Genomic DNA, 19,377 nt, shown 5'->3' with positions numbered 1-19,377 from the left:
TTTTTATTTCTTGCTTATAGACTATCTAAGTGAGCCTGAATATGATTGATGAACAGAAGATTTTAAAAAGATTTAATTCATTAACAAAGAGTGAAAGGGATGAATTAACCTTAAAATCGCAAGAGGAAGGGTTGCGGCAATTTGATGAATTCAAAAAGTCTTATTTGGTTGGTGAATGCTACTTATGTGGTAAATCTTTCAAGACCATTAGTAAGGATAATCCATGTCTTCATTGGCTACTGAGACGATGTAAATTCAAGACCAAGTATTTCCCCCTGCTGTATAATAAATACGGGTATATTAATATTGCTGCTTTTTTAAGGTGGTGTGCCAATATGGAAAAACCACTGGTCAATATTAATGATTTAGCGCTAGAAATGCCTAAAGGTAAGGTATTATCGAGCACCATCAAATGGAATAATATTGAATGGACGTTTGATTGCTCTGAATCAGATTTTAAGGGACATTCTGGAACGGCGATAGAGTACCCACATTATCATTTTCAAATGAGAATTGATGGTATGCAGTTTATAAATTTTAATTCATTCCACTTACCTTTTAGCAACGATGACTTGTTCGCATTGTCAATGAGCCGTAACCATCCTGACAAGTTTACGCATGATTTTGGATCGTTTGGTATGGGGATGGATGCTGCAATGGAAATTGTCTCAGAAAATCCTGAAATGGCCTTAGATATTATGACTAGATCCGATGATGAAGCTGATGCAACTTATAGTATATCTACCCTGGCAATAGCTGGTGATGGAGAGAAAATTTCAGGGGATTTAATAGCAGAATTGATCGCAGAATCAAGAGAAACTAAGGTCCCGTTGAGCAAATTGATGCAGGAGCGTTTATCAAAACAAACGACTATCAGAACTATGATTTCTCCAGGTGAAGCCGTTCCGGAGATAGCGAGTCGAACAGAGCATAAAAAATAAGCAATGGTTAAGTGCTTTCATTGAGGGGCATATATGGGGGCACTTTTCATTGTTTTGTTTAAAATAATGATAGTAATCAATGTGTTGTATTGTTGTTTTATTCCTATTATCGCACCATCTTTAAATTTAGTCTTCCGACTATCAAATAAACAACATTTATCCCTTGTGCATCAGCCATAACTTTCTTCCGACAGCCCCGACAAACCATCACACATCTCCTGCAACTCATTAAACATCCTTGCCACATGGAAACCGTCGCATACCGAATGATGGACCTGCACCGCGAGCGGCAGCAGCACTTTTCCATCCTGTTCGTAGTATTTTCCAAACGTGAACATAGGCGAAAAGAAGTTCTTCATGTGCGCAATGTTCATATTAAAGTTGGTAAACGTTACCCACGGAATAGACGAGACGAAAAAGACATTTTCCCGGGATTCTTCCTTAGGCCAGTACGAAAGTATATTTCCATAGCGGGCCGTATCTTCTGCATACGTGTTCTGGAAGTGATGAATATTGCCGTCATAGTGGCTCCACAATGACGAAAACGTCTCCGTTTCAGGGTGGAAAATGGTGTAGCTGGGATGAACTTCATTCCATATGACAAGCTCATTGTCCTTCATAGCCATGCGGAACTCAGGATGCCTGTTCATAATTTTAGACAGGAGAAAAATAATCGTCGGGTAAAACTTCCAGCCAACCTCTTTGATGTGTTTTCTCAGCGCGGTAATGTCGATCAGAACGGTTTGGTTAATTGTGCATTCAGCAAATGACTGGAAGACTTCAAAATGCTCCTTCCTTGGCCAACGAGATAAATCAACAGGCGTATAGGCCGGGGCTGTTTTTTTCATTGCTTAACCTTTGATTATCAATCGTCTAAATGATTTTGGACCATAAACTACCGGACAACCATTTCAACCGTATCTAATCTTCCTGTCAATCTCAGCCTGGGGTTTTCCGAACAGGTATCCCTGCACGAGATCGCAGCCAAGCGCCTGAAGACGTTCAAGCTGCGCTTCGGTTTCAACACCTTCTGCAATGACCCGCATGTTGAGGCTTTTCGCCATGCCGGTAATTAACTTAACGATATTAAGGGCATCATCCTGCGTGGATATCGGACTCACAAAGGATTTGTCGATTTTGATTTTATCAAAATTGAGTTCGCTCAGTCGTGAGAGTGACGAATAACCCGTTCCGAAATCATCGATAGAAATTTTTACACCCAGCGCTCTGAGCTTTTTGAGAATAGTGATCGGCATGTTGCTGTCACTGAAGAGTGAAGACTCCGTTACCTCTAACTCAAGTCGGCTAGCCGGTAACCCAGTCTCTTTCAGGATGGACTGCACCATCGTTGTAAAAGATTTATTACCTAACTGAATAGGCGAAACGTTTACAGAGATCCTTGCCGGAACGGCCCAGGAAACTGCTTCCCTGCAGGCAAGCTCAAGCACGGTTTTGCCGATCTGATTGATCATCCCCGTTTTTTCAGCGACGGAAATAAAATAATCTGGTGCAAGCATCCCCTTCACCGGGTGTATCCAGCGAATCAGCGCTTCATAGCCGTAAATCTCATTGCTGAATGAATCGACAATAGGCTGATAATAAACAACGAATTCACGGTTATCGATCGCCAGTGCCATATCATGTTCAAGAGTTCTGCTTTCCTGCAACTTTTGCAGCATCCATTGACGGAAAACTTTTATCTGCTGTGAACCCTCTTTTTTGGCTTCGTATAGCGCCAGATCGGCAAATTTATAAAGATAATCAGAGCGTCGTTCATTATCAGATAAAACGATACCCACGCAGGTGGCGATTTTTATCAGCTGGTTATTTATCGTGTAGGGCTGGCTAATATGCTCGCTGATTTCTTTGGCGCGTGAAACGGCGGCAGTTTCGGTGAGTCCACTCGACAGAAGGGCAAACTCGTCTCCGCCTAAACGGTAAAACGTATCCGTTGCGCTGCTCATCGAGGTCAGCCGTCGGGATACCTGATTCAACAGCAAATCTCCCGTATCGTGGCCATAGGTATCGTTGACCTCTTTGAAGCGGTCTAAATCAAATAACATCACCGTGACGGGGACGTGATTTTTATCTGCCTGAAGATTAATTTTGTTGAGATCGTCCCAGAAGAAAAGGCGGTTTTTCATGCCGGTGAGGGAGTCATGATAAACATCATACTCCAGCTTCGCGTTCTGAATTTGCAGTTTTTCTTTTGATATTTGAAGTTCATCAGCCAGGCTTTTGACCTGCATGTGTGCTTTCAGAATGTTTTTATTCTGGTAGATCATTAGGAAGCCAAGAATAAAGCTTAAAATCACCAGGAGCAAAGAAAGTGCGGAATAAATATAATACAGTATTTGTATTTTGTTGTTGGATTCATTAACCGTGTTAATATCTTTTGTTAATGCCGTTGCAGACAGCTGGCTGAGCGGTGCATCGAGCTCATGCATATTTGTCAGGTATGCCTTTAACTCCGGATGGCTCATTTTTTCAAGATGACTATCGAGATAGGTCAGTATTTTTTCTAAGCGTAAAGCCAGCTCCTGATGCGTTTTATCGCTGTCAATGTAGCGACCTAAATCACCCCCCTTCATTAAATCGGCCTGGCTAAGCATAATTTCGAGGCGCATGCGGACCTGGTCTATCGTAACGTCATCGGTATCGGTTGCGTATAGACCAAGCCATGATTCAAAACGGTAATACTCTGATACCAGTTGTGCCACGGACCAGGACTCAGTGTATTGAGTCAGTTTTTGCAATTCCTGCTGTCGATCGTAAACAAGGAATGCAATATATCCTGTCGTGATAAAAAGAGAAAAAATGATACCAACCAGTATCCTGTTCATTATGTTCTCCTGAACGACTACTCAATCTTCATTTTACTAACCTGCCATGCTGATCGTGAGTAATAAATCTGATTATTCAACTCAGGAAGACTGTCATAGGGGTATACAATGAACGATGGGCCTTTATCGCGGATGCGCATATATTCGCCATTGACCTTTAAGGCAAGTATGGCGTTGTATTTTTTAAAGTCGCTGAGAGGGATGACGGTTGAGTAATCATTGAGCGCAATAACATTAACGTTTGTACCTTTTGCACCCACATAATCCATGAGCTTGCTCATTGGGACACCCTCAAACTTCGTACGACCGTTATACCAGGGGGAGGTCGTCTCGAAACTCACTACTCCGAGTTTTTCAAGGCTGGCGAGATCAAACACTGCTTTTCCATTTTCGTTGGTATTTTCTATATTACCGTAAATCGTTAAAATGGGTTTACCAACTGGTTTTGGCAGGTCGCCAGCCCAGGTTACACTTTGTACAAGACAGCATAACAGCAGTAGGGTTAATCGCATTTTGACCTCCACCTTTTTAACGTAAGTATAAGAATTATAATTTAGATATCACACGAGTTGATATATTTTGTTGGGAAGTAAGGGGTTTTATCGTTTTTATTGATATAAACTCATTTTAATCAATGAGTTAGGTGTTGCAGGTGGCAGGGTGTTTGATACTCGAGCGACGCTTAACTTTTTGATAAAAGCTAAAATTGCGGGCATAAATGCTCTTCTGTTTAAAAAATAATCGCTTTAATTGATTGATATTAACTTCCACGACAATTTTTGGATGTCCGTGGCTTTTTGGGACGCGAATCTGGAGACTGAATACGCGCCCCGGTTGTGACCGTAGTTTCAGGATGACGTTGATAAGCGAGGACACGAACATTCTGATTGTGCGTGTCCCATTCCGCTTTGCTTACTTGAGGCCATCCTCGGTGGCCGCCGCCGACTTACCCCCTTTCGCCATGCTGGAAAACACTGCGTCCCGGTAGATCCATGCATGAACGAGTGCCGCAGAGAGATGGACCAGCACCACAGCAAAAAGCAACTTTGCCAGAAGGCTATGGGCGTCGTGACACCAGGCATACAGTGCTGGACTGGTCGGGACAATCGCCGGCAGGTTGACGCCATCAAACATGACAATCGGCAGGCCGGCTGCCGACAGTTGCGCCCAACCCAGCAGCGGCATTGCCAGCATTAGCCCATACAGCATCCAGTGTGATGCCTTTGCTGCAAGCACCTGCCAGACGGGCAAATCGGCAGGAAGTGGCGGCGTCCGGCTAAGAAGCCGGTTGACCAGACGCACCAGTGCCAGCAGTAAAATGGCGACACCCAGCGGCCGGTGCAGGTCGATTAACCAAATCCGGTGATGCAACGACGTCATCATCGCGACACCGATGAACAGCATCGCCAGGATCATCACCGCCATCAGCCAGTGCAGGCTTCGCGCCAGGATATTGAAATGCTGCGGCGCGTGCTCTCGCATATCTTTATTCGAGCTCATTTTACCTCCTGCTTTTGCACGGCTTCGGTGGCCTTGCCGTAGCCGATTTCCCGCTCGCGGCGGCTGAAAGAGTGGGAGTAGGCAGCAGAGCGGGCGTTTAAGATGGGATCATCAGACACCGCAACGCCTGCTGGAACGACAGAAGGATCAAAGTTAACGTCGCGGCACGCGCCTGTGGATTGTGCTTCGACGCGCGTCACTTCCAGCGTGCCGGCCACCATCTTTTTGCGATCGTCCGGCCATGGCTGGGAAGGGTCATCTACCGGATCGCCCGGCTGTGCGAGCTGCAAAACGTAATCCCAGTAGAGTGGCTTTTGCGCCAGGCGCTGACGCAGGTTTTCAAACAGGAAGTTGTCATCGGCTTTCTGTCGTTGCTCATCGCTTATCGACAGGAAAGGCTCGTGCGGACGCATCATCCAGCGAACGGCCTGGCGATCCCCCTGCGCGTTCACAAGGTAAAAGGCGTTAATGCTGTAAAACGTCGCGCCCGCGAAGCTGCCGGGCGCGGGTTTTTGTGCCGCCCATTTAAGATATTTCTCCGCCTCAGGGTACGCTTTTAAAAAGTCTTTGAGACGCTGCGGGTCCGGTTTTCCGGTGGCTGCATCAACAGCAGTGGCCTTTCGCAAGGCCAGAAAACCCTCAGGGCTGTGCGTGGCGAAGAAAGGCTCGTTGTTCATCGCCATCCGCCATTGTTGCTTGTCATCTGTCTTCAGCAGCAGCGCCATGCTCAGGGTTTTGGTCGTACTATCCGGGGCATGGGGATCGCCAGTACCAATAGAGAATCGGCCCACCACGGGCACTTCCTGCTGCGAGAAGAGGCGGGAGGTTGAAAGGGAATCCGCCGAGCCGTTTGGCGTAAAGGTACCGGCAAAGCAGATGCCTTTTCCATGCGCGCGACGAAAACCTGGCGGGAAGGGTTTCGGTGTTTCACCCACCAGTGCCTGGCTGACCGTGCGTGACCCAAGCCAGCCCGCCGTCCATGCAAAAGCAGAAGCCAGCGTACCGGCGACAACGGCGATCGCAGCCAGCGCACCCCAGGTTTTTTTGGACCTCAAATCCAGTTTCGACATAGACGTTTTTCCAGAACAAAATACCATCACCTGTCATGCACAACGTATCGTGCATGACATGTGGTAATACAGTGGCGAATATGGCTCGAGTATAGGAACTAAGGGGCGTAAAGAAAGAATATCACGAAAAGTTTAAATCTTTCCGCTGTCATAAGACCGGATTACTCATCGTGTCGGAAATTTTGACCGAGTCGGTTACCCAGCGTGAAATAGTGGCGAAATATGTAATAGAGGGGGTTCCATTTCACCACATTAAATTTTACACCTCTCTGAGTACGAATTAATAATGCTTCAGATATGTGGACGCAGGTTATCATGGCATCAACGGACACCAGGCTCCCCTGCGAACCGGTCAGCGGCGATCTTCCACAAACTTTAGCCTCTATTTGTACAGGACACTCCCTAATTCTCAACGAGTTAATCGTTACCGCCTTTTCTTTGTGGAAATTTCCGCAGCTAAACTTGTCCTGTTCAAAAACATATCCCATCTTTTTCTTCCATTCCGGTGGCGATGCTTTCCCCGTTTTATCTGCGATAGCTTCAATATTCGGCCAGAGCCTGCTGTCCGGAATGTTCAGAACAATATCTTGGTTACTCGTGATATTTTCATAACACTTTCCGGAGGTGCCAAGCCCGAACACGATATTCCGGTCAAGGATCCACCACGACGAGATCGGGCTCAGGTTTGTTGAACCGTCAGGATTTTGGCTGGAGATAATGGCGACCGGTGTACCAAAATATAAAGAAGCAAAATCGACCTGCTGGGTTTTCATTTTATTATCCTTTGAGTAGCGGAGGCCCAGCCTACTTTGTGCAAACGTGCGTTACTTCGGTGAAGCGCGAAGTAAAACGCGCCTCACTACAATTCCCTGGAACGTAATCTTAACCACTTCCTTCTGAGCGGGGGAAAGACATCACGTGCAGCTTTTAAGGAAATAAAATCATCTGAAATTATGAGCCCATTTATGCTGGGCTCCTGGTTTACTTGCTCTTATTTTTGTAAAGCACTGAGAGGCAAGCGCCATAAGTCATAGCGTTCCTCTCCAGATTTAACGGCTCCCGCGAAGTGGTCATTGAGGCGACTCGAGGTAAATACCAGATCCCCGTTCGGACGGATTGCTGGCGTGTCTGGCCAGTGGACGTCTTGGCTTGCCGCAATCAGCGACATGGAAAGGCTCTCAGGATCGTATCTGACGATGCCATTGCGTGTGACATCGGTAATGTAGAGGTTACCTTTAACATCTGTCACCATTCCGTCGGTGTTGCCCCCCACGCTCCCCAGATTGCGGATCTGCCCGGCAATTTGCGCATCGGTTGACGCGGGCTGCCTCAGTATCGCGGTCGGTACCGCATAGGCGCGCGTGCCGGTTGTCACCGTCCAGTACAGCGTGCCCGCATCGGGAGAAAGTGCGATGCCATTAATTCCAATCAGTAATGGTTTACCTGGCCAGACTTCGGCCCCGTGCGAGACGACGTTAACGCCTGGCTCAATCTGCAGCGCAGGATGACGATCGAGCACGCGTCGAGCCATACCGGCGGCGAAATCAACGATAATTAGTCCCACCTGGTTTTCAGGAGCACTCCGCGAGCCGCTGTCGGAGATATAGGCGACACGGCGGTTCTCATCGACAACCACATCATTAAGGAAACTTGCCTTGCGGTCCGCTACGCCGTCCAGGGCGATGCGTTTGATGGTACGGCCAGAGTGGAGATCCAGTACGAGTAGTTTCTGCGCCCCCACGGGGGATTCTGTTTCCCCTGCAACAAACCCCATGTCCAGCGCCCAAAGCCAGCCGTTTTTACGGTCAATATAAAAACCGAGCACGTTACGCAGGCTCTGAGAGGGATCGGTGTTCACCGCATTCCCCTCGCGGGAGGGAAACGCCGTCAGGCGGGCAGGGCCGGACTGTACCGTTGTATCCAGAATGCTTAACGTGGCGGGTGCTGCGGCGGAAACCAGCCGGGGCGTGCTGACAAAGGCCCGGTCCTTTGCATCAAAGTGGATACCCGCAATAGGAGCATTGACCGAACCGGAGAACGCCGCCGGTATCTTTCCGTCTTGAGCGGTATCCCAGCTCACACCGGCATAGCTTCGCCAGCGCTCCAGAGGCGCGTGGTTCGCCGCGTTGACAACACTCGGGAAAGAGAACAGCGCCGCCATTGCGATGGCGGGCAGAATAAGGGGGCGGTTGAACATTGACAGGCTCCAGTAGCGCGTTCAGGTGATGAATGCTGGACACTTTACTCATCGCCCAACGGGAGATAAATTAGCCAAATTGAAAAACATTTGTTCCTGAGAGAGCAAAATGGGCCGGAAATTCGATTACCTAGGCGACGTTGAAGTGTTCATTGCTGTGGTTGAACACGGCTCATTTACGGGCGCAGCGGTTGCCCTTTCAACCACCCCTTCGGTACTGAGCCGCGCGGTCACTCGCCTGGAAGCGCGTCTTGGACGGCAGCTGTTACAGCGCACGACCCGCCGGGTGGGGCTGACTGAAGCCGGACGCGTCTATCTTGAGCAGGCGCGTTCTGCGTTCTCTCTGCTTGATGACGCCGAACGCGTTGGCCGGGGTCAGGAGGGCGATCTGACCGGTCGCGTGAGAATGAGTGTCCCGACCACCTATGCCCACTACCGCCTGCCGCCGCTGCTGGCTCGCTTTACCCAACAATATCCGCGCGTTCAGGTGGAGCTGAACATTACCAATCGCAACGTTGACCTGATCGCAGAGGGGTTCGATCTGGCGATCCGTCTGGGGCAGTTGCCTGACAGCGGGCTGGTGGCGCGTAAGCTGGAAGACGCGGCATTGCTCCTGGTCGCCTCCCCGGGCTACCTGCATCGGAGAGGAAAGCCTCAGACGCTGGAAGCGCTGCAGCGCCATCAGTGCCTGCCGTTTATCATGCCGCGCACCGGGCGTATCGCCCCCTGGGTATTTCATGACGAAGGGCGCGATATTGACTGGATGCCGGGTTCAACTATCGAAATATCAGACGATGTACTCGGCGTGGTTTCGCTGGCGGAGCAGGGGATTGGGATCTGCCAGAGCTATGAATTTATCGTTCGCGACAGAATACAGGGCGGCCAATTAGTTGAGGTGCTGCCGCACCTTCGGGGACGATCGCGACCTTTCTCCGTGCTGTTTGCCCCGCACCGACGTCAGTCAGCAGCGACCCGGGCAATGATTGACCATCTGACCCGACAAGAATGACAAGGACGAGTCCACCATGAAAAAAGCGCTTTTTTCCTTTTGGATCCCACTCATCGCAGGCGGGATAGCACTGATATCGGGTTTTGTGGTGTGGTCAGTCAACATTTACCGCGTGACATACCTTTCGATCCGCGGGGAGCAGTACCTTGCCTGTGGGGCGTTGCTGCTGGCGCTGGTGCCGATGGTCTATTTCATCAGAAAGGGGAGACTGAAAGGTAAGCGCCTTGCTGACGCGGTAAAAATCTACCTCGGCTTCTTTATTTGCAGCCTGCCGGTTGCCATGTTCGTGGTCTTTACAACGGCCTGGCTGCTGGAGGGGAACTATTCGGGCTGGAGCAAACCTTACCGGTATGAATCCAGTACCCGCCACAGCTGCTCGGGTGCGGAAGTCTACGAGCCGGAATTAAAGAAGGAGATTCGCATCTGTAACCCGCAAGGTAACGTTTATTCCGATACCACCCTGTATGTGGAAAAGCGGAGCAATGCCCTGGGGATTGTGGTGCTTTGGGCTATCACGCGCGCCTGAATCGGGGAAAGTCAGGGCGCGAGAATCAGCGTCAGCCCGCCTCCAGCATCCCAAAACTCACAATCCGCGCGCGGCCCAGCTCTTTTGCTCGGTACAAGGCCACATCCGCGGCGCGCAGTAGGTTGTCGGTCTGGGCATGTTGCGGGTAGCTGGCAATGCCAATCGACACGTCCACCGGCCCAATCTCGGTCAGCCCGTAGCGAATCGACAGCTCATGCACGCCGGTGTAAATCTTCTGCGCGCAGGCGTACGCTTCTGCTTCATCGGCACCGGAAAGCAGCACCAGAAACTCCTCGCCCCCGTAGCGGAATGCCAGTCCGTTGTCATGTGCGGCCCGCTGAACAATTGACGCCACGCTTTTGATCACCAGATCGCCCGCTTCATGGCCGAACCGATCGTTAATGCTCTTGAAGTGGTCGATATCAATCATCATGCAGCTTAACGGTACGCCAGTGCGTATCGCCTGCGCCGTTTGGGTTTGCAGAGTATCTTCCAGATGATGACGGTTACGCAGGCCGGTGAGCGGGTCAAACAACGCTTTTTCCAGCAACGCGTCGCGCAGACGCTGGTTGGCCAGCGCCAGCCCGAGCGCCTCGGCCATCAGTTCCAGATACGCGCGGGAAGGGGCATTGTCCGCTGTGATATTCTGGAAGGAGAGCAGGCCAATGGCCTCGCCCTGAGCGATAAGCGGCACGCAAAGGGCGCTTTCCGCCTGGGATGGCGGAAGATGGTAGCAGGCGATATCCGGCTCGCCGTTCACCGGCGGGTGACTCTGCCCGCGACGCACGGCCCAGCACTCGTCCGGATGGAACGTCGTCTCTTCACCAACCGGCGAGAGCCATTGCGCGACGCAGCGCATCTGCCACGGTTCGCGATCAAGGACGTAGAGTCGGCCCGCGATCCCCGGCGCGATATTGGGAGCAAACAGCTCCGCCACGTTAATCACATCGTTAAAGTTCTCACACCCCTGCAGCCGCTGGGTCATGCGCGCCAGCAGCTCGCGGATGGCCCAGTCGGCATCGCGCTCTTTTTCCAGACGCTGCCGCGCCAGGCCGTTTTCACGAAAGATGCTGATGGCCTGGGCCATATCGCCTATCTCATCGATCTGGTTGAAATTGGGCGTTTCAACCGCGTAATCCTGGGATGCCAGACGGTGCACCACGTCGCTCAGGCGGACCACGGGGCGGAGCACGCGGCGTTTTAATATAAAGCCGAGCACAAACAGGAACAGCAGGGCGGTCAGGCCGACCGTCAGCTCAGAGGCGGTACGCAGCGCTTTCGATTTTTTTGTCGCCTCCTGAACGGCGGCTATGACGCGCTTATCGAGTATCTGGCGGAAGTGATCGAGCTGATTCTGCGCGCGCTCAAGCTCCTGCTCATAGGGCTGACCATAGAGCAAGGCTACGGCCTGGGCGTCTTCTCCGCGTTCAAGGCTGGCGAGGGCGGTTTGCTGTTCGTCCTGCAGCTCATCGACGATCTTTATTCCTTCATGCAGCAGGGCCAGTTCTTCATCCGATGCGCCATTATCCTGCAGCTTTTCCAGCCGAAGCTCGATGCGCTTCAGGCTGTTTTCTGCCTGGTTATATTCCTTGAGAGCCTGAGGATCTTTTTTGATGACGTACAGCCGTGCTAAATCAGACTGCGCCCAGATATCGGTTTCGATATCTTCCGTCAGCTGATCAAATTTCTGCCGTTGTTCAACGGCCTGGCGCTCGAGGTTATCCGCATTGGACGCCATCAGCATGATGATGCCGGAGGCGATGGTCAGGCAGACCGTGGCCCCATAGGCCCAGTTTGTTATCGTCGCGATTCGCACCAGATGATCCTTTTACGACATGAGTAGGATGGCGTTCTTCAAATTATAGAAAACGTCTGATTTAAGGCGAAAAAAAAGGCGGTTCAGTGCCGCCTGGTGTGGTCTTTATCGTCACGTCCTTACAAATCTGGAGGATTTTTTCCTTCTTCGATGAAGTCGGGGTCCAGCTCTTCGGCGTTACCTTCGTGATCGCGCCCTGAGAAGAGGTTCCAGCAGGCGATAAACAGCGCGGCAATGAGCGGCCCAATCACAAAGCCGTTAATGCCGTACAGCTCCATGCCGCCGAGGGTGGAGATCAGAATCAGGTAGTCCGGCATTTTGGTGTCTTTTCCGACCAGCAGCGGGCGCAGGATATTGTCCACCAGCCCGACGACGATCACGAAGAAACCGACAATAAACAGCCCCTGCCAGATCTGGTGCGTGGCGAACAGGAAGATTGCGGCGGGCACCCAGACAATCGCCGAGCCGATGGCGGGCACCAGGGAAAGGAAGGCCATCAGAGCGCCCCAGAGCACGCTGCCGTCAATACCGGCAATAGCAAATGCAATCCCGCCGAGTATGCCCTGAACCACCGCCACCGCCGCCGTACCTTTTACCGTGGCCCGCGACACGCCGACGAATTTGGCGAACAGGTGCTGCTTGGCGAAATCAGACAGCGGCAGAGAGTCGAGGATCTGGCGCACCAGATACGGGCCGTCTTTCAGCAGGAAGAACAGCAGATAAAGCATAATGCCGAAGCTAATCGCAAAGCCAAACGTGCCTTTGCCGATCAGGAACGCGCTGCCGGCGAGATATTGCCCGCCCTGTAGGGCAACATCGGAGAGTTTTTTCTGGATCTGCGCCGCGTTGGTCAGGTTGTGATCCGCCAGGAAGCCGCTGGCCCAGTCAGGCAGGTGGTTAAAGATGCTCGCCACCACTTCCGGGAACTGGGTGTTGTTCTCCTGGAGCTTCGTGTAAACCACGTTCAGCTCAATGGCGAGCGAAGAGAGGATCACCATCAGCGGAATAAAGACGATCAGGCAGATAATACCGATGGTCAACAGCGAGGCCAGCCCGTTGCGATCCCCCAGCGCGGCGCGCAGCCTGTTTTTTACCGGATTGAAGATAACGGTCAGAATGGCGGCCCACAGAATGGCGGAGAAGTAGGGCGACAGCACGTCGAAGAAGGCCCAGGTGACGAGGGCGAGAATGAAAATAAAGAAACCTTTAGTCAGTCCATTAAAGCGCATAGTGATTCCTGGTAACGAATAAGCAGTGTCGACTATAGAACTGATTGTGAGAATTACCAACCCTTGCGCCGGGCAGTGTTGCGGTATGACTCCGCTCTTCACGGATACCACTTTCGACTGACCGAAGTTCGCCTTTTCCCGCACCATGCTGTAAGTATCTGCTTGCGGAGGTGCTTATGGCCTGGCGTCCGATTCTCTATGTGATCCTCACAACCCACCCCAGACTCAGCGCGCGGCGCGCCCGTTTGCGTCTGGTCATCTAGCTTTTTATTAACAATCGCGGTATAACACACCTTCTTTGGATGTTTAGATGTCCATACGTATAGAAGGTAATATGCAAACACAACAAGAAAATGGGCAGCTTAAGCGCACCATGAAAACACGCCACCTGATTATGCTCTCGCTGGGTGGCGTGATTGGGACAGGGTTATTCTTTAATACCGGCTACATCATTTCCACGACCGGGGCAGCGGGCACGCTGCTGGCGTACCTGATAGGCGCGCTGGTGGTCTGGCTGGTGATGCAGTGTCTGGGCGAACTTTCCGTGGCGATGCCGGAAACCGGCGCGTTCCACGTCTATGCCGCTCGCTATCTTGGCCCGGCGACGGGCTACACCGTGGCATGGCTCTACTGGCTCACCTGGACGGTAGCGCTCGGCTCGAGCTTCACCGCCGCGGGTTTCTGTATGCAGTACTGGTTCCCGCATGTGCCCGTCTGGGCGTGGTGCGTGGTCTTCTGCGTGGTGATTTTTGGCCTGAACGTCATCTCGACGCGCTTCTTTGCTGAAGGCGAATTCTGGTTCTCGCTGGTGAAAGTCATCACCATCATCGCCTTTATTATTCTGGGTGGCGCGGCGGTCTTTGGCTTTATCCCGATGCAGGATGGTTCACCCGCGCCGGGCTTAAGCAACATTACCGCCGAAGGCTGGTTCCCGCACGGCGGCCTGCCGATCCTGATGACCATGGTGGCGGTGAACTTTGCCTTCTCCGGGACCGAGCTCATCGGGATTGCGGCGGGGGAAACTGAAAATCCGCACAAGGTGATTCCGGTCGCGATCCGCACTACCATTGCGCGCCTCATTATCTTCTTTATCGGTACCGTGTTTGTGCTGGCGGCGCTGATCCCGATGCAGCAGGCGGGTGTGGAAAAGAGCCCGTTCGTGCTGGTGTTTGAAAAGGTCGGTATTCCTTACGCGGCGGATATTTTTAACTTCGTGATCCTTACGGCGATCCTTTCGGCGGCGAACTCCGGGCTGTATGCCTCCGGGCGCATGCTATGGTCGCTCTCTAATGAGAAAACGCTGCCGCGCTGCTTTGCCCGGGTGAACAAAAACGGCGTGCCGCTGACGGCGCTCTCGGTTTCTATGCTCGGCGGTGTGCTGGCGCTGTTCTCAAGCGTGGTGGCGCCGGACACGGTGTTCGTGGCGCTCTCGGCAATTTCGGGCTTTGCGGTGGTGGCGGTGTGGATCAGCATCTGCGCGTCGCACTTCGTTTTCCGTCGTCGCCATCTGCAGTCCGGGCAGCCGCTCTCTGCGCTGCAGTACCGCGCGCCGTGGTATCCGCTTGTGCCGGTGCTCGGGTTTATCCTCTGCGTGGTGGCCTGTGTCGGCCTGTGGTTTGACCCAAGCCAGCGCATTGCCCTTTATTGCGGGATCCCGTTTGTCGCCCTGTGTTATGGTGCCTACTACCTGACCCGAAATATGACATCGCAGGAGCCTGAACATGTCGCAGAATAATCCGCTTACCGCCATCCTTGAAAAACAGCCGTTTGTGGTGCTGGATGGCGCGATGGCGACGGAGCTGGAAGCGCGCGGCTGTAACCTGGCAGACAGCCTCTGGTCTGCCAAAGTGCTGATGGAAAACCCGGAGCTTATCCGCGAAGTGCATCTGGATTACTACCGCGCGGGCGCGCAGGTGGCGATCACCGCCAGCTATCAGGCCACGCCTGCGGGCTTTGCGGCACGCGGCCTCGACGAGGCGCAGTCCCGGGCGCTTATTGGCAGAAGCGTGGAGCTGGCGCGTAAGGCGCGTGAAGCGTATCTGGCTGAAAATCCGCATGCGGGCACGCTGCTGGTGGCGGGATCCGTTGGGCCGTATGGCGCGTATCTGGCGGATGGCTCAGAGTATCGCGGCGACTACGTGCGCAGTGCGGAAGCATTTACCGACTTCCACCGGCCGCGCGTGGAAGCGCTGCTGGACGCGGGCGCTGACCTGCTGGCCTGCGAAACGCTGCCCTCGTTTGCCGAGACTAAGGCGCTGGCGGCGCTTCTGGCCGAGTATCCCCGCGCCCGGGCGTGGTTCTCCTTTACCCTGCGGGACAGCGAGCACCTGAGCGACGGCACGCCGCTGCGTGACGTGGTCAGCGTGCTGGCAAACTCGCCGCACATTGTCGCACTGGGCATTAACTGTATCGCCCTGGAAAACACCACGGCCGCGCTGAAGCATCTGCAAAGCCTGACGCCGCTGCCGCTGGTGGTCTACCCGAACTCGGGCGAGCATTATGACGCAGTGACCAAAACCTGGCACCACCACGGTGAAGCGTGCGAGACGCTGGCGGGGTATCTGCCGCAGTGGCTGGAAGCCGGCGCGAAGCTGATTGGCGGATGCTGTCGCACCACGCCGAAGGATATTGCTGAGCTGAACGCGCAGCGCTGATGCTCTCACCCTGACCCTCTCCCACGGGGAGAGGGGAAAAAACGAACCGCACAAAACCAACTATCCTTTCCCGCTTTTTATCTAAAAACGAATCGTTATGAGCGATTCATTTTTATTCCTTTATCAAAATTCCCGCGTTGGAAATACTGCCCTCATAACAACAAGGGGAGCAGGCACTATGGCAATTTCATCGCGAATCACACTACTCGGCGCACTGGCGCTGTGGGCATTTCAGGCGCAGGCGGTGGACGTCACCGTCGCGTATCAAACTTCTGCGGAACCGGCGAAAGTCGCGCAGGCGGACAACACCTTTGCCAAAGAGAGCGGCGCGAAAGTCGACTGGCGCAAGTTTGACAGCGGCGCGTCCGTGGTGCGTGCGCTAGCCTCCGGCGACGTGCAGATCGGCAATATCGGTTCCAGCCCGCTGGCGGTTGCGGCCAGCCAGCAGGTGCCGATTGAGGTGTTCCTGCTCGCCTCGCAGCTCGGTAACTCTGAAGCGCTGGTGGTGAAGAAAAACATCACCAAACCGGAAGACCTGATCGGCAAACGCATCGCCGTGCCGTTTATCTCCACCACCCACTACAGCCTGCTGGCGGCGCTGAAACACTGGGGCATCAAGCCGGGGCAGGTACAAATTATCAACCTCCAGCCACCGGCGATTATCGCGGCCTGGCAGCGTGGCGACATTGACGGGGCCTATGTGTGGGCACCAGCAGTGAACGAGCTGGAAAAAGACGGCACCGTGCTGACCGACTCCGAGAAAGTGGGCCAGTGGGGGGCGCCAACGCTCGACGTGTGGGTCGTACGTAAAGACTTCGCCGAGAAACATCCTGAGGTGGTGAAAGCCTTCGCGAAAAGCGCGATTGACGCCCAGCAGCCGTATATCAGTAACCCGGATGAATGGCTGAAGCAGCCCGCAAACCTGGAAAAACTCTCCCGCCTGAGCGGCGTGCCGGAAGCGGACGTGCCGGGGCTGGTGAAGGGCAATACCTATCTGACCCCCGCGCAGCAGGTGCAGCAGCTGACCGGGCCGGTAAACAAAGCGATTGTAGATACTGCCACCTTCCTGAAAGAGCAGGGCAAAGTGCCCGCGGTGGCGACGGATTACAGCCAGTACGTAACCGATCGTTTTGTGAAATAAGGAGTCCGCCATGCTGAATATTACAAATCTGTCTGCTGATTACGGTGGTAAACCCGCGCTGGAGGATATCAACCTGACGCTGGACAGCGGTGAACTGCTGGTGGTGCTGGGTCCGTCCGGGTGCGGAAAAACCACGCTGCTCAATCTGATCGCCGGGTTTGTCCCTTATCAGCATGGCACCATTCAGCTGGAAGGCAAAAAGGTGGAAGGCCCCGGCGCCGAGCGCGGCGTGGTCTTCCAGAATGAAGGTCTGCTCCCGTGGCGCAACGTGCAGGAAAACGTGGCGTTTGGGCTACAGCTTGCGGGCATCAATCGTGAACAGCGGCTGGAAACGGCGCGGGCGATGCTGAAAAAAGTGGGGCTGGAAGGGGCGGAAAAACGCTTCATCTGGCAGCTTTCCGGCGGCCAGCGGCAGCGCGTCGGTATTGCCCGCGCGCTGGCAGCGAATCCGCAGCTGTTGCTGCTGGACGAGCCGTTCGGAGCGCTCGATGCCTTCACCCGCGAGCAGATGCAAACCCTGCTGCTGCGCCTGTGGCATGAGACGGGCAAGCAGGTGCTGTTGATTACCCACGATATCGAAGAGGCGGTGTTTATGGCGACGGAGCTGGTGCTGCTCTCGCCGGGGCCGGGCCGCGTGCTGGAGCGTTTGCCGCTGGATTTCGCCCGCCGCTACGTCGCCGGGGAACCCGTGCGCAGCATCAAATCCGATCCGCTGTTTATCGAACAGCGTGAGTACGTTTTAAGCCGCGTGTTTGAACAGCGGGAGGCTTTCTCATGAGCATCGTCTTCAGTGAAAAAACGCGCCGCACGCGTCTGGCGCTGCGCTGGCCTTTCTCACGTCAAATCACGTTGAGCGTCGGTACGCTGCTGGTGCTGCTGGCGGTGTGGTGGGCAGTTGCTGCCCTGCAGTGGGTCAGCCCGCTGTTTCTGCCGCCGCCGGGACAGGTGCTGGCCAAACTCATTACCATCGCCGGGCCGCAGGGCTTTATGGATGCCACGCTCTGGCAGCACTTAGGTGCCAGCCTGGCGCGCATTCTGGTGGCGCTGCTGGCGGCGGTGATTATCGGCATTCCCGTGGGGATTGCGATGGGGCTGAGCCCGACGGTGCGAGGCATCCTCGACCCGCTGATTGAGCTTTACCGCCCGGTCCCGCCGCTTGCCTATCTGCCGCTGATGGTGATCTGGTTCGGCATCGGTGAAACATCAAAAATCCTGCTAATTTATCTGGCGATTTTCGCCCCGGTTGCCATGTCGGCGCTGGCGGGCGTAAAGAGCGCCCAGCAGGTGCGGATCCGCGCGGCGCAGTCGCTGGGAGCCAGCCGCATGCAGGTGCTGCTGTTCGTGATTTTACCGGGCGCACTGCCGGAGATTTTAACCGGGCTGCGCATCGGCCTTGGCGTGGGCTGGTCCACGCTGGTGGCCGCAGAGCTTATTGCGGCCACGCGCGGCCTTGGCTTTATGGTGCAGTCGGCGGGGGAGTTCCTGGCGACTGACGTGGTGCTGGCTGGGATCGCGGTGATCGCCGCGATCGCCTTCGGATTAGAACTGGGGCTGCGCGCGTTACAGCGTCGCCTGACGCCCTGGCATGGAGAAATACAATGAGTGAACGTCTGACCATTACCCCGCTGGGGCCGTACATTGGCGCACAGGTATCAGGCCTGGATGTGACCCGTCCGCTGAGTGATAACCAGTTCGAGCAGCTATACCACGCGGTGCTGCGTCATCAGGTAGTATTCCTGCGCGAGCAGGCGATCACTCCGCAGCAGCAGCGCGCGCTGGCCCTGCGCTTTGGCGATCTGCATATTCACCCCGTCTATCCGCATGCGGAAGGGGTGGAGGAGATTATCGTCCTCGACACCCACAACGATAATCCGCCGGACAACGACAACTGGCATACCGACGTAACCTTTATCGAGACGCCGCCTGCGGGGGCGATTCTGGCGGCGAAGCTGCTGCCGGATACGGGAGGCGATACGCTGTGGGCCAGCGGGATTGCGGCGTATGAGGCGCTGTCAGTGCCGTTCCGGACGCTGCTGAGCGGTCTGCGGGCGGAGCACGACTTCAAAAAATCATTCCAGGAATACAAGTATCGCAAGAGTGAAGAGGAACATCAGCGCTGGCAGGAGGCGGTTGCGAAACATCCTCCGCTGCTGCACCCGGTGGTGCGGACCCATCCGGTCACGGGCAAGCAGGCGCTGTTTGTGAACGAAGGATTCACGACGCGCATTGTGGATGTGTCCGAGAAAGAGAGCGAGGCGCTGTTAGGTTTCCTGTTCGCGCATATCACCAAACCGGAGTTCCAGGTACGCTGGCGCTGGCAGGAGAATGACCTGGCGATCTGGGATAACCGCGTGACGCAGCACTACGCCAATGCGGACTATCTTCCGCAACGCCGGATTATGCAGCGGGCGACGATTTTGGGCGATAAGCCGTTTTATCGTGCGCCTTGAT

The 19,377-nt window shown here is 54.1% G+C and carries 18 protein-coding genes; 9 read left to right on the top strand and 9 right to left on the bottom strand.

Annotation, left to right across the window (positions count from 1 at the left end):
- Positions 1 to 41 precede the first annotated feature (41 nt).
- Positions 42 to 941 (top strand): hypothetical protein, encoded by a 900-nt coding sequence (locus tag F0319_RS01885; protein WP_149366148.1) that lies wholly within the window; start codon positions 42 to 44, stop codon positions 939 to 941.
- Between the two features lie 170 nt (positions 942 to 1,111).
- Here F0319_RS01885 and catA read toward each other — a convergent pair whose 3' ends face one another.
- The 7 genes from catA to F0319_RS01850 form a co-directional block, all read right to left on the bottom strand.
- Positions 1,112 to 1,789 (bottom strand): type A chloramphenicol O-acetyltransferase, encoded by a 678-nt coding sequence (catA, locus tag F0319_RS01880; RefSeq protein WP_149366147.1) that lies wholly within the window; start codon positions 1,787 to 1,789, stop codon positions 1,112 to 1,114.
- Between the two features lie 63 nt (positions 1,790 to 1,852).
- Positions 1,853 to 3,784: a putative bifunctional diguanylate cyclase/phosphodiesterase gene (locus F0319_RS01875; RefSeq protein ID WP_149366146.1), complete on the bottom strand. Its 1,932-nt coding sequence runs from the start codon at positions 3,782 to 3,784 to the stop codon at positions 1,853 to 1,855.
- A 17-nt stretch (positions 3,785 to 3,801) separates the two neighbouring features.
- Positions 3,802 to 4,296: a putative pterin-binding protein gene (locus F0319_RS01870; RefSeq protein WP_024909477.1), complete on the bottom strand. Its 495-nt coding sequence runs from the start codon at positions 4,294 to 4,296 to the stop codon at positions 3,802 to 3,804.
- 400 nt (positions 4,297 to 4,696) lie between these two features.
- On the bottom strand, positions 4,697 to 5,284 hold the full coding sequence (locus F0319_RS01865; protein WP_149366145.1) for a cytochrome b: 588 nt from the start codon (positions 5,282 to 5,284) through the stop codon (positions 4,697 to 4,699).
- Positions 5,281 to 6,354: a catalase family peroxidase gene (locus tag F0319_RS01860; protein ID WP_149366144.1), complete on the bottom strand. Its 1,074-nt coding sequence runs from the start codon at positions 6,352 to 6,354 to the stop codon at positions 5,281 to 5,283. Before F0319_RS01860 ends, F0319_RS01865 begins: the two co-directional genes overlap by 4 nt.
- A 161-nt stretch (positions 6,355 to 6,515) precedes the next feature.
- Entirely contained in the window at positions 6,516 to 7,127 is a 612-nt protein-coding gene (locus tag F0319_RS01855; protein WP_149366143.1) for a flavin reductase family protein, read from the bottom strand.
- 218 nt (positions 7,128 to 7,345) lie between these two features.
- Positions 7,346 to 8,551, bottom strand: a complete 1,206-nt coding sequence (locus F0319_RS01850; protein WP_149366142.1) for an L-dopachrome tautomerase-related protein — start codon at positions 8,549 to 8,551, stop codon at positions 7,346 to 7,348.
- A gap of 109 nt (positions 8,552 to 8,660) precedes the next feature.
- Between F0319_RS01850 and F0319_RS01845 the strand changes: the two genes are divergently transcribed.
- Both F0319_RS01845 and F0319_RS01840 read left to right on the top strand, forming a co-directional pair.
- Complete coding sequence (locus tag F0319_RS01845; protein WP_149366141.1) at positions 8,661 to 9,560, top strand: LysR family transcriptional regulator; 900 nt, start codon at positions 8,661 to 8,663, stop codon at positions 9,558 to 9,560.
- Positions 9,561 to 9,576: 16 nt separating this feature from the next.
- Complete coding sequence (locus tag F0319_RS01840) at positions 9,577 to 10,086, top strand: hypothetical protein (RefSeq protein WP_149366140.1); 510 nt, start codon at positions 9,577 to 9,579, stop codon at positions 10,084 to 10,086.
- 31 nt (positions 10,087 to 10,117) lie between these two features.
- On the opposite strand, the gene F0319_RS01835 is transcribed toward F0319_RS01840, so the two are convergent.
- Both F0319_RS01835 and F0319_RS01830 read right to left on the bottom strand, forming a co-directional pair.
- Positions 10,118 to 11,902 carry a diguanylate cyclase gene (locus F0319_RS01835; RefSeq protein WP_111963464.1) on the bottom strand — a complete coding sequence of 595 codons (1,785 nt, stop codon included), beginning with the start codon at positions 11,900 to 11,902 and terminating at the stop codon, positions 10,118 to 10,120.
- 119 nt (positions 11,903 to 12,021) lie between these two features.
- Positions 12,022 to 13,131 carry an AI-2E family transporter gene (locus tag F0319_RS01830; RefSeq protein ID WP_111963463.1) on the bottom strand — a complete coding sequence of 370 codons (1,110 nt, stop codon included), beginning with the start codon at positions 13,129 to 13,131 and terminating at the stop codon, positions 12,022 to 12,024.
- A 334-nt stretch (positions 13,132 to 13,465) separates the two neighbouring features.
- Between F0319_RS01830 and mmuP the strand changes: the two genes are divergently transcribed.
- From mmuP to tauD, 6 genes are all read left to right on the top strand, one after another.
- Positions 13,466 to 14,866, top strand: coding sequence for an S-methylmethionine permease (mmuP, locus tag F0319_RS01825; RefSeq protein WP_133293858.1), 1,401 nt, complete (start codon positions 13,466 to 13,468; stop codon positions 14,864 to 14,866).
- Positions 14,853 to 15,785 carry a homocysteine S-methyltransferase gene (mmuM, locus tag F0319_RS01820; RefSeq protein WP_111963462.1) on the top strand — a complete coding sequence of 311 codons (933 nt, stop codon included), beginning with the start codon at positions 14,853 to 14,855 and terminating at the stop codon, positions 15,783 to 15,785. Before mmuP ends, mmuM begins: the two co-directional genes overlap by 14 nt.
- 178 nt (positions 15,786 to 15,963) lie before the next feature.
- On the top strand, positions 15,964 to 16,926 hold the full coding sequence (gene tauA, locus F0319_RS01815; RefSeq protein ID WP_001018397.1) for a taurine ABC transporter substrate-binding protein: 963 nt from the start codon (positions 15,964 to 15,966) through the stop codon (positions 16,924 to 16,926).
- A gap of 10 nt (positions 16,927 to 16,936) precedes the next feature.
- Positions 16,937 to 17,704, top strand: coding sequence for a taurine ABC transporter ATP-binding subunit (tauB, locus tag F0319_RS01810; RefSeq protein WP_111963460.1), 768 nt, complete (start codon positions 16,937 to 16,939; stop codon positions 17,702 to 17,704).
- The gene (tauC, locus tag F0319_RS01805) at positions 17,701 to 18,528 is read left to right on the top strand and encodes a taurine ABC transporter permease TauC (protein ID WP_111963459.1); all 828 of its coding nucleotides are present in this window, start codon (positions 17,701 to 17,703) and stop codon (positions 18,526 to 18,528) included. The genes tauB and tauC overlap by 4 nt, the downstream gene beginning before the upstream one ends.
- Positions 18,525 to 19,376 (top strand): taurine dioxygenase, encoded by an 852-nt coding sequence (gene tauD / locus F0319_RS01800; protein ID WP_111963457.1) that lies wholly within the window; start codon positions 18,525 to 18,527, stop codon positions 19,374 to 19,376. Before tauC ends, tauD begins: the two co-directional genes overlap by 4 nt.
- Position 19,377: the final 1 nt, after the last annotated feature.

Source organism: Enterobacter vonholyi (genome assembly GCF_008364555.1).
GTDB classification, from domain to species: Bacteria; Pseudomonadota; Gammaproteobacteria; order Enterobacterales; family Enterobacteriaceae; genus Enterobacter; species Enterobacter vonholyi.
The sequence above is the reverse complement of the archived record's forward strand: the minus strand, read 5'-3'. Positions and strand labels throughout refer to the sequence as shown.

What these genes read in the sequence shown, in the direction of transcription:
- F0319_RS01830 (WP_111963463.1), bottom strand. Translation starts at nt 13,131, where the DNA reads ATGCGCTTTAATGGACTGACTAAAGGTTTCTTTATTTTCATTCTCGCC.
- mmuP (WP_133293858.1), top strand. Translation starts at nt 13,466, where the DNA reads ATGCAAACACAACAAGAAAATGGGCAGCTTAAGCGCACCATGAAAACA.
- F0319_RS01855 (WP_149366143.1), bottom strand. Translation starts at nt 7,127, where the DNA reads ATGAAAACCCAGCAGGTCGATTTTGCTTCTTTATATTTTGGTACACCG.
- F0319_RS01865 (WP_149366145.1), bottom strand. Translation starts at nt 5,284, where the DNA reads ATGAGCTCGAATAAAGATATGCGAGAGCACGCGCCGCAGCATTTCAAT.
- F0319_RS01840 (WP_149366140.1), top strand. Translation starts at nt 9,577, where the DNA reads ATGAAAAAAGCGCTTTTTTCCTTTTGGATCCCACTCATCGCAGGCGGG.
- F0319_RS01875 (WP_149366146.1), bottom strand. Translation starts at nt 3,784, where the DNA reads ATGAACAGGATACTGGTTGGTATCATTTTTTCTCTTTTTATCACGACA.
- catA (WP_149366147.1), bottom strand. Translation starts at nt 1,789, where the DNA reads ATGAAAAAAACAGCCCCGGCCTATACGCCTGTTGATTTATCTCGTTGG.
- tauA (WP_001018397.1), top strand. Translation starts at nt 15,964, where the DNA reads ATGGCAATTTCATCGCGAATCACACTACTCGGCGCACTGGCGCTGTGG.
- F0319_RS01885 (WP_149366148.1), top strand. Translation starts at nt 42, where the DNA reads ATGATTGATGAACAGAAGATTTTAAAAAGATTTAATTCATTAACAAAG.
- F0319_RS01870 (WP_024909477.1), bottom strand. Translation starts at nt 4,296, where the DNA reads ATGCGATTAACCCTACTGCTGTTATGCTGTCTTGTACAAAGTGTAACC.
- tauB (WP_111963460.1), top strand. Translation starts at nt 16,937, where the DNA reads ATGCTGAATATTACAAATCTGTCTGCTGATTACGGTGGTAAACCCGCG.
- F0319_RS01845 (WP_149366141.1), top strand. Translation starts at nt 8,661, where the DNA reads ATGGGCCGGAAATTCGATTACCTAGGCGACGTTGAAGTGTTCATTGCT.
- F0319_RS01850 (WP_149366142.1), bottom strand. Translation starts at nt 8,551, where the DNA reads ATGTTCAACCGCCCCCTTATTCTGCCCGCCATCGCAATGGCGGCGCTG.
- mmuM (WP_111963462.1), top strand. Translation starts at nt 14,853, where the DNA reads ATGTCGCAGAATAATCCGCTTACCGCCATCCTTGAAAAACAGCCGTTT.
- tauD (WP_111963457.1), top strand. Translation starts at nt 18,525, where the DNA reads ATGAGTGAACGTCTGACCATTACCCCGCTGGGGCCGTACATTGGCGCA.
- tauC (WP_111963459.1), top strand. Translation starts at nt 17,701, where the DNA reads ATGAGCATCGTCTTCAGTGAAAAAACGCGCCGCACGCGTCTGGCGCTG.
- F0319_RS01860 (WP_149366144.1), bottom strand. Translation starts at nt 6,354, where the DNA reads ATGTCGAAACTGGATTTGAGGTCCAAAAAAACCTGGGGTGCGCTGGCT.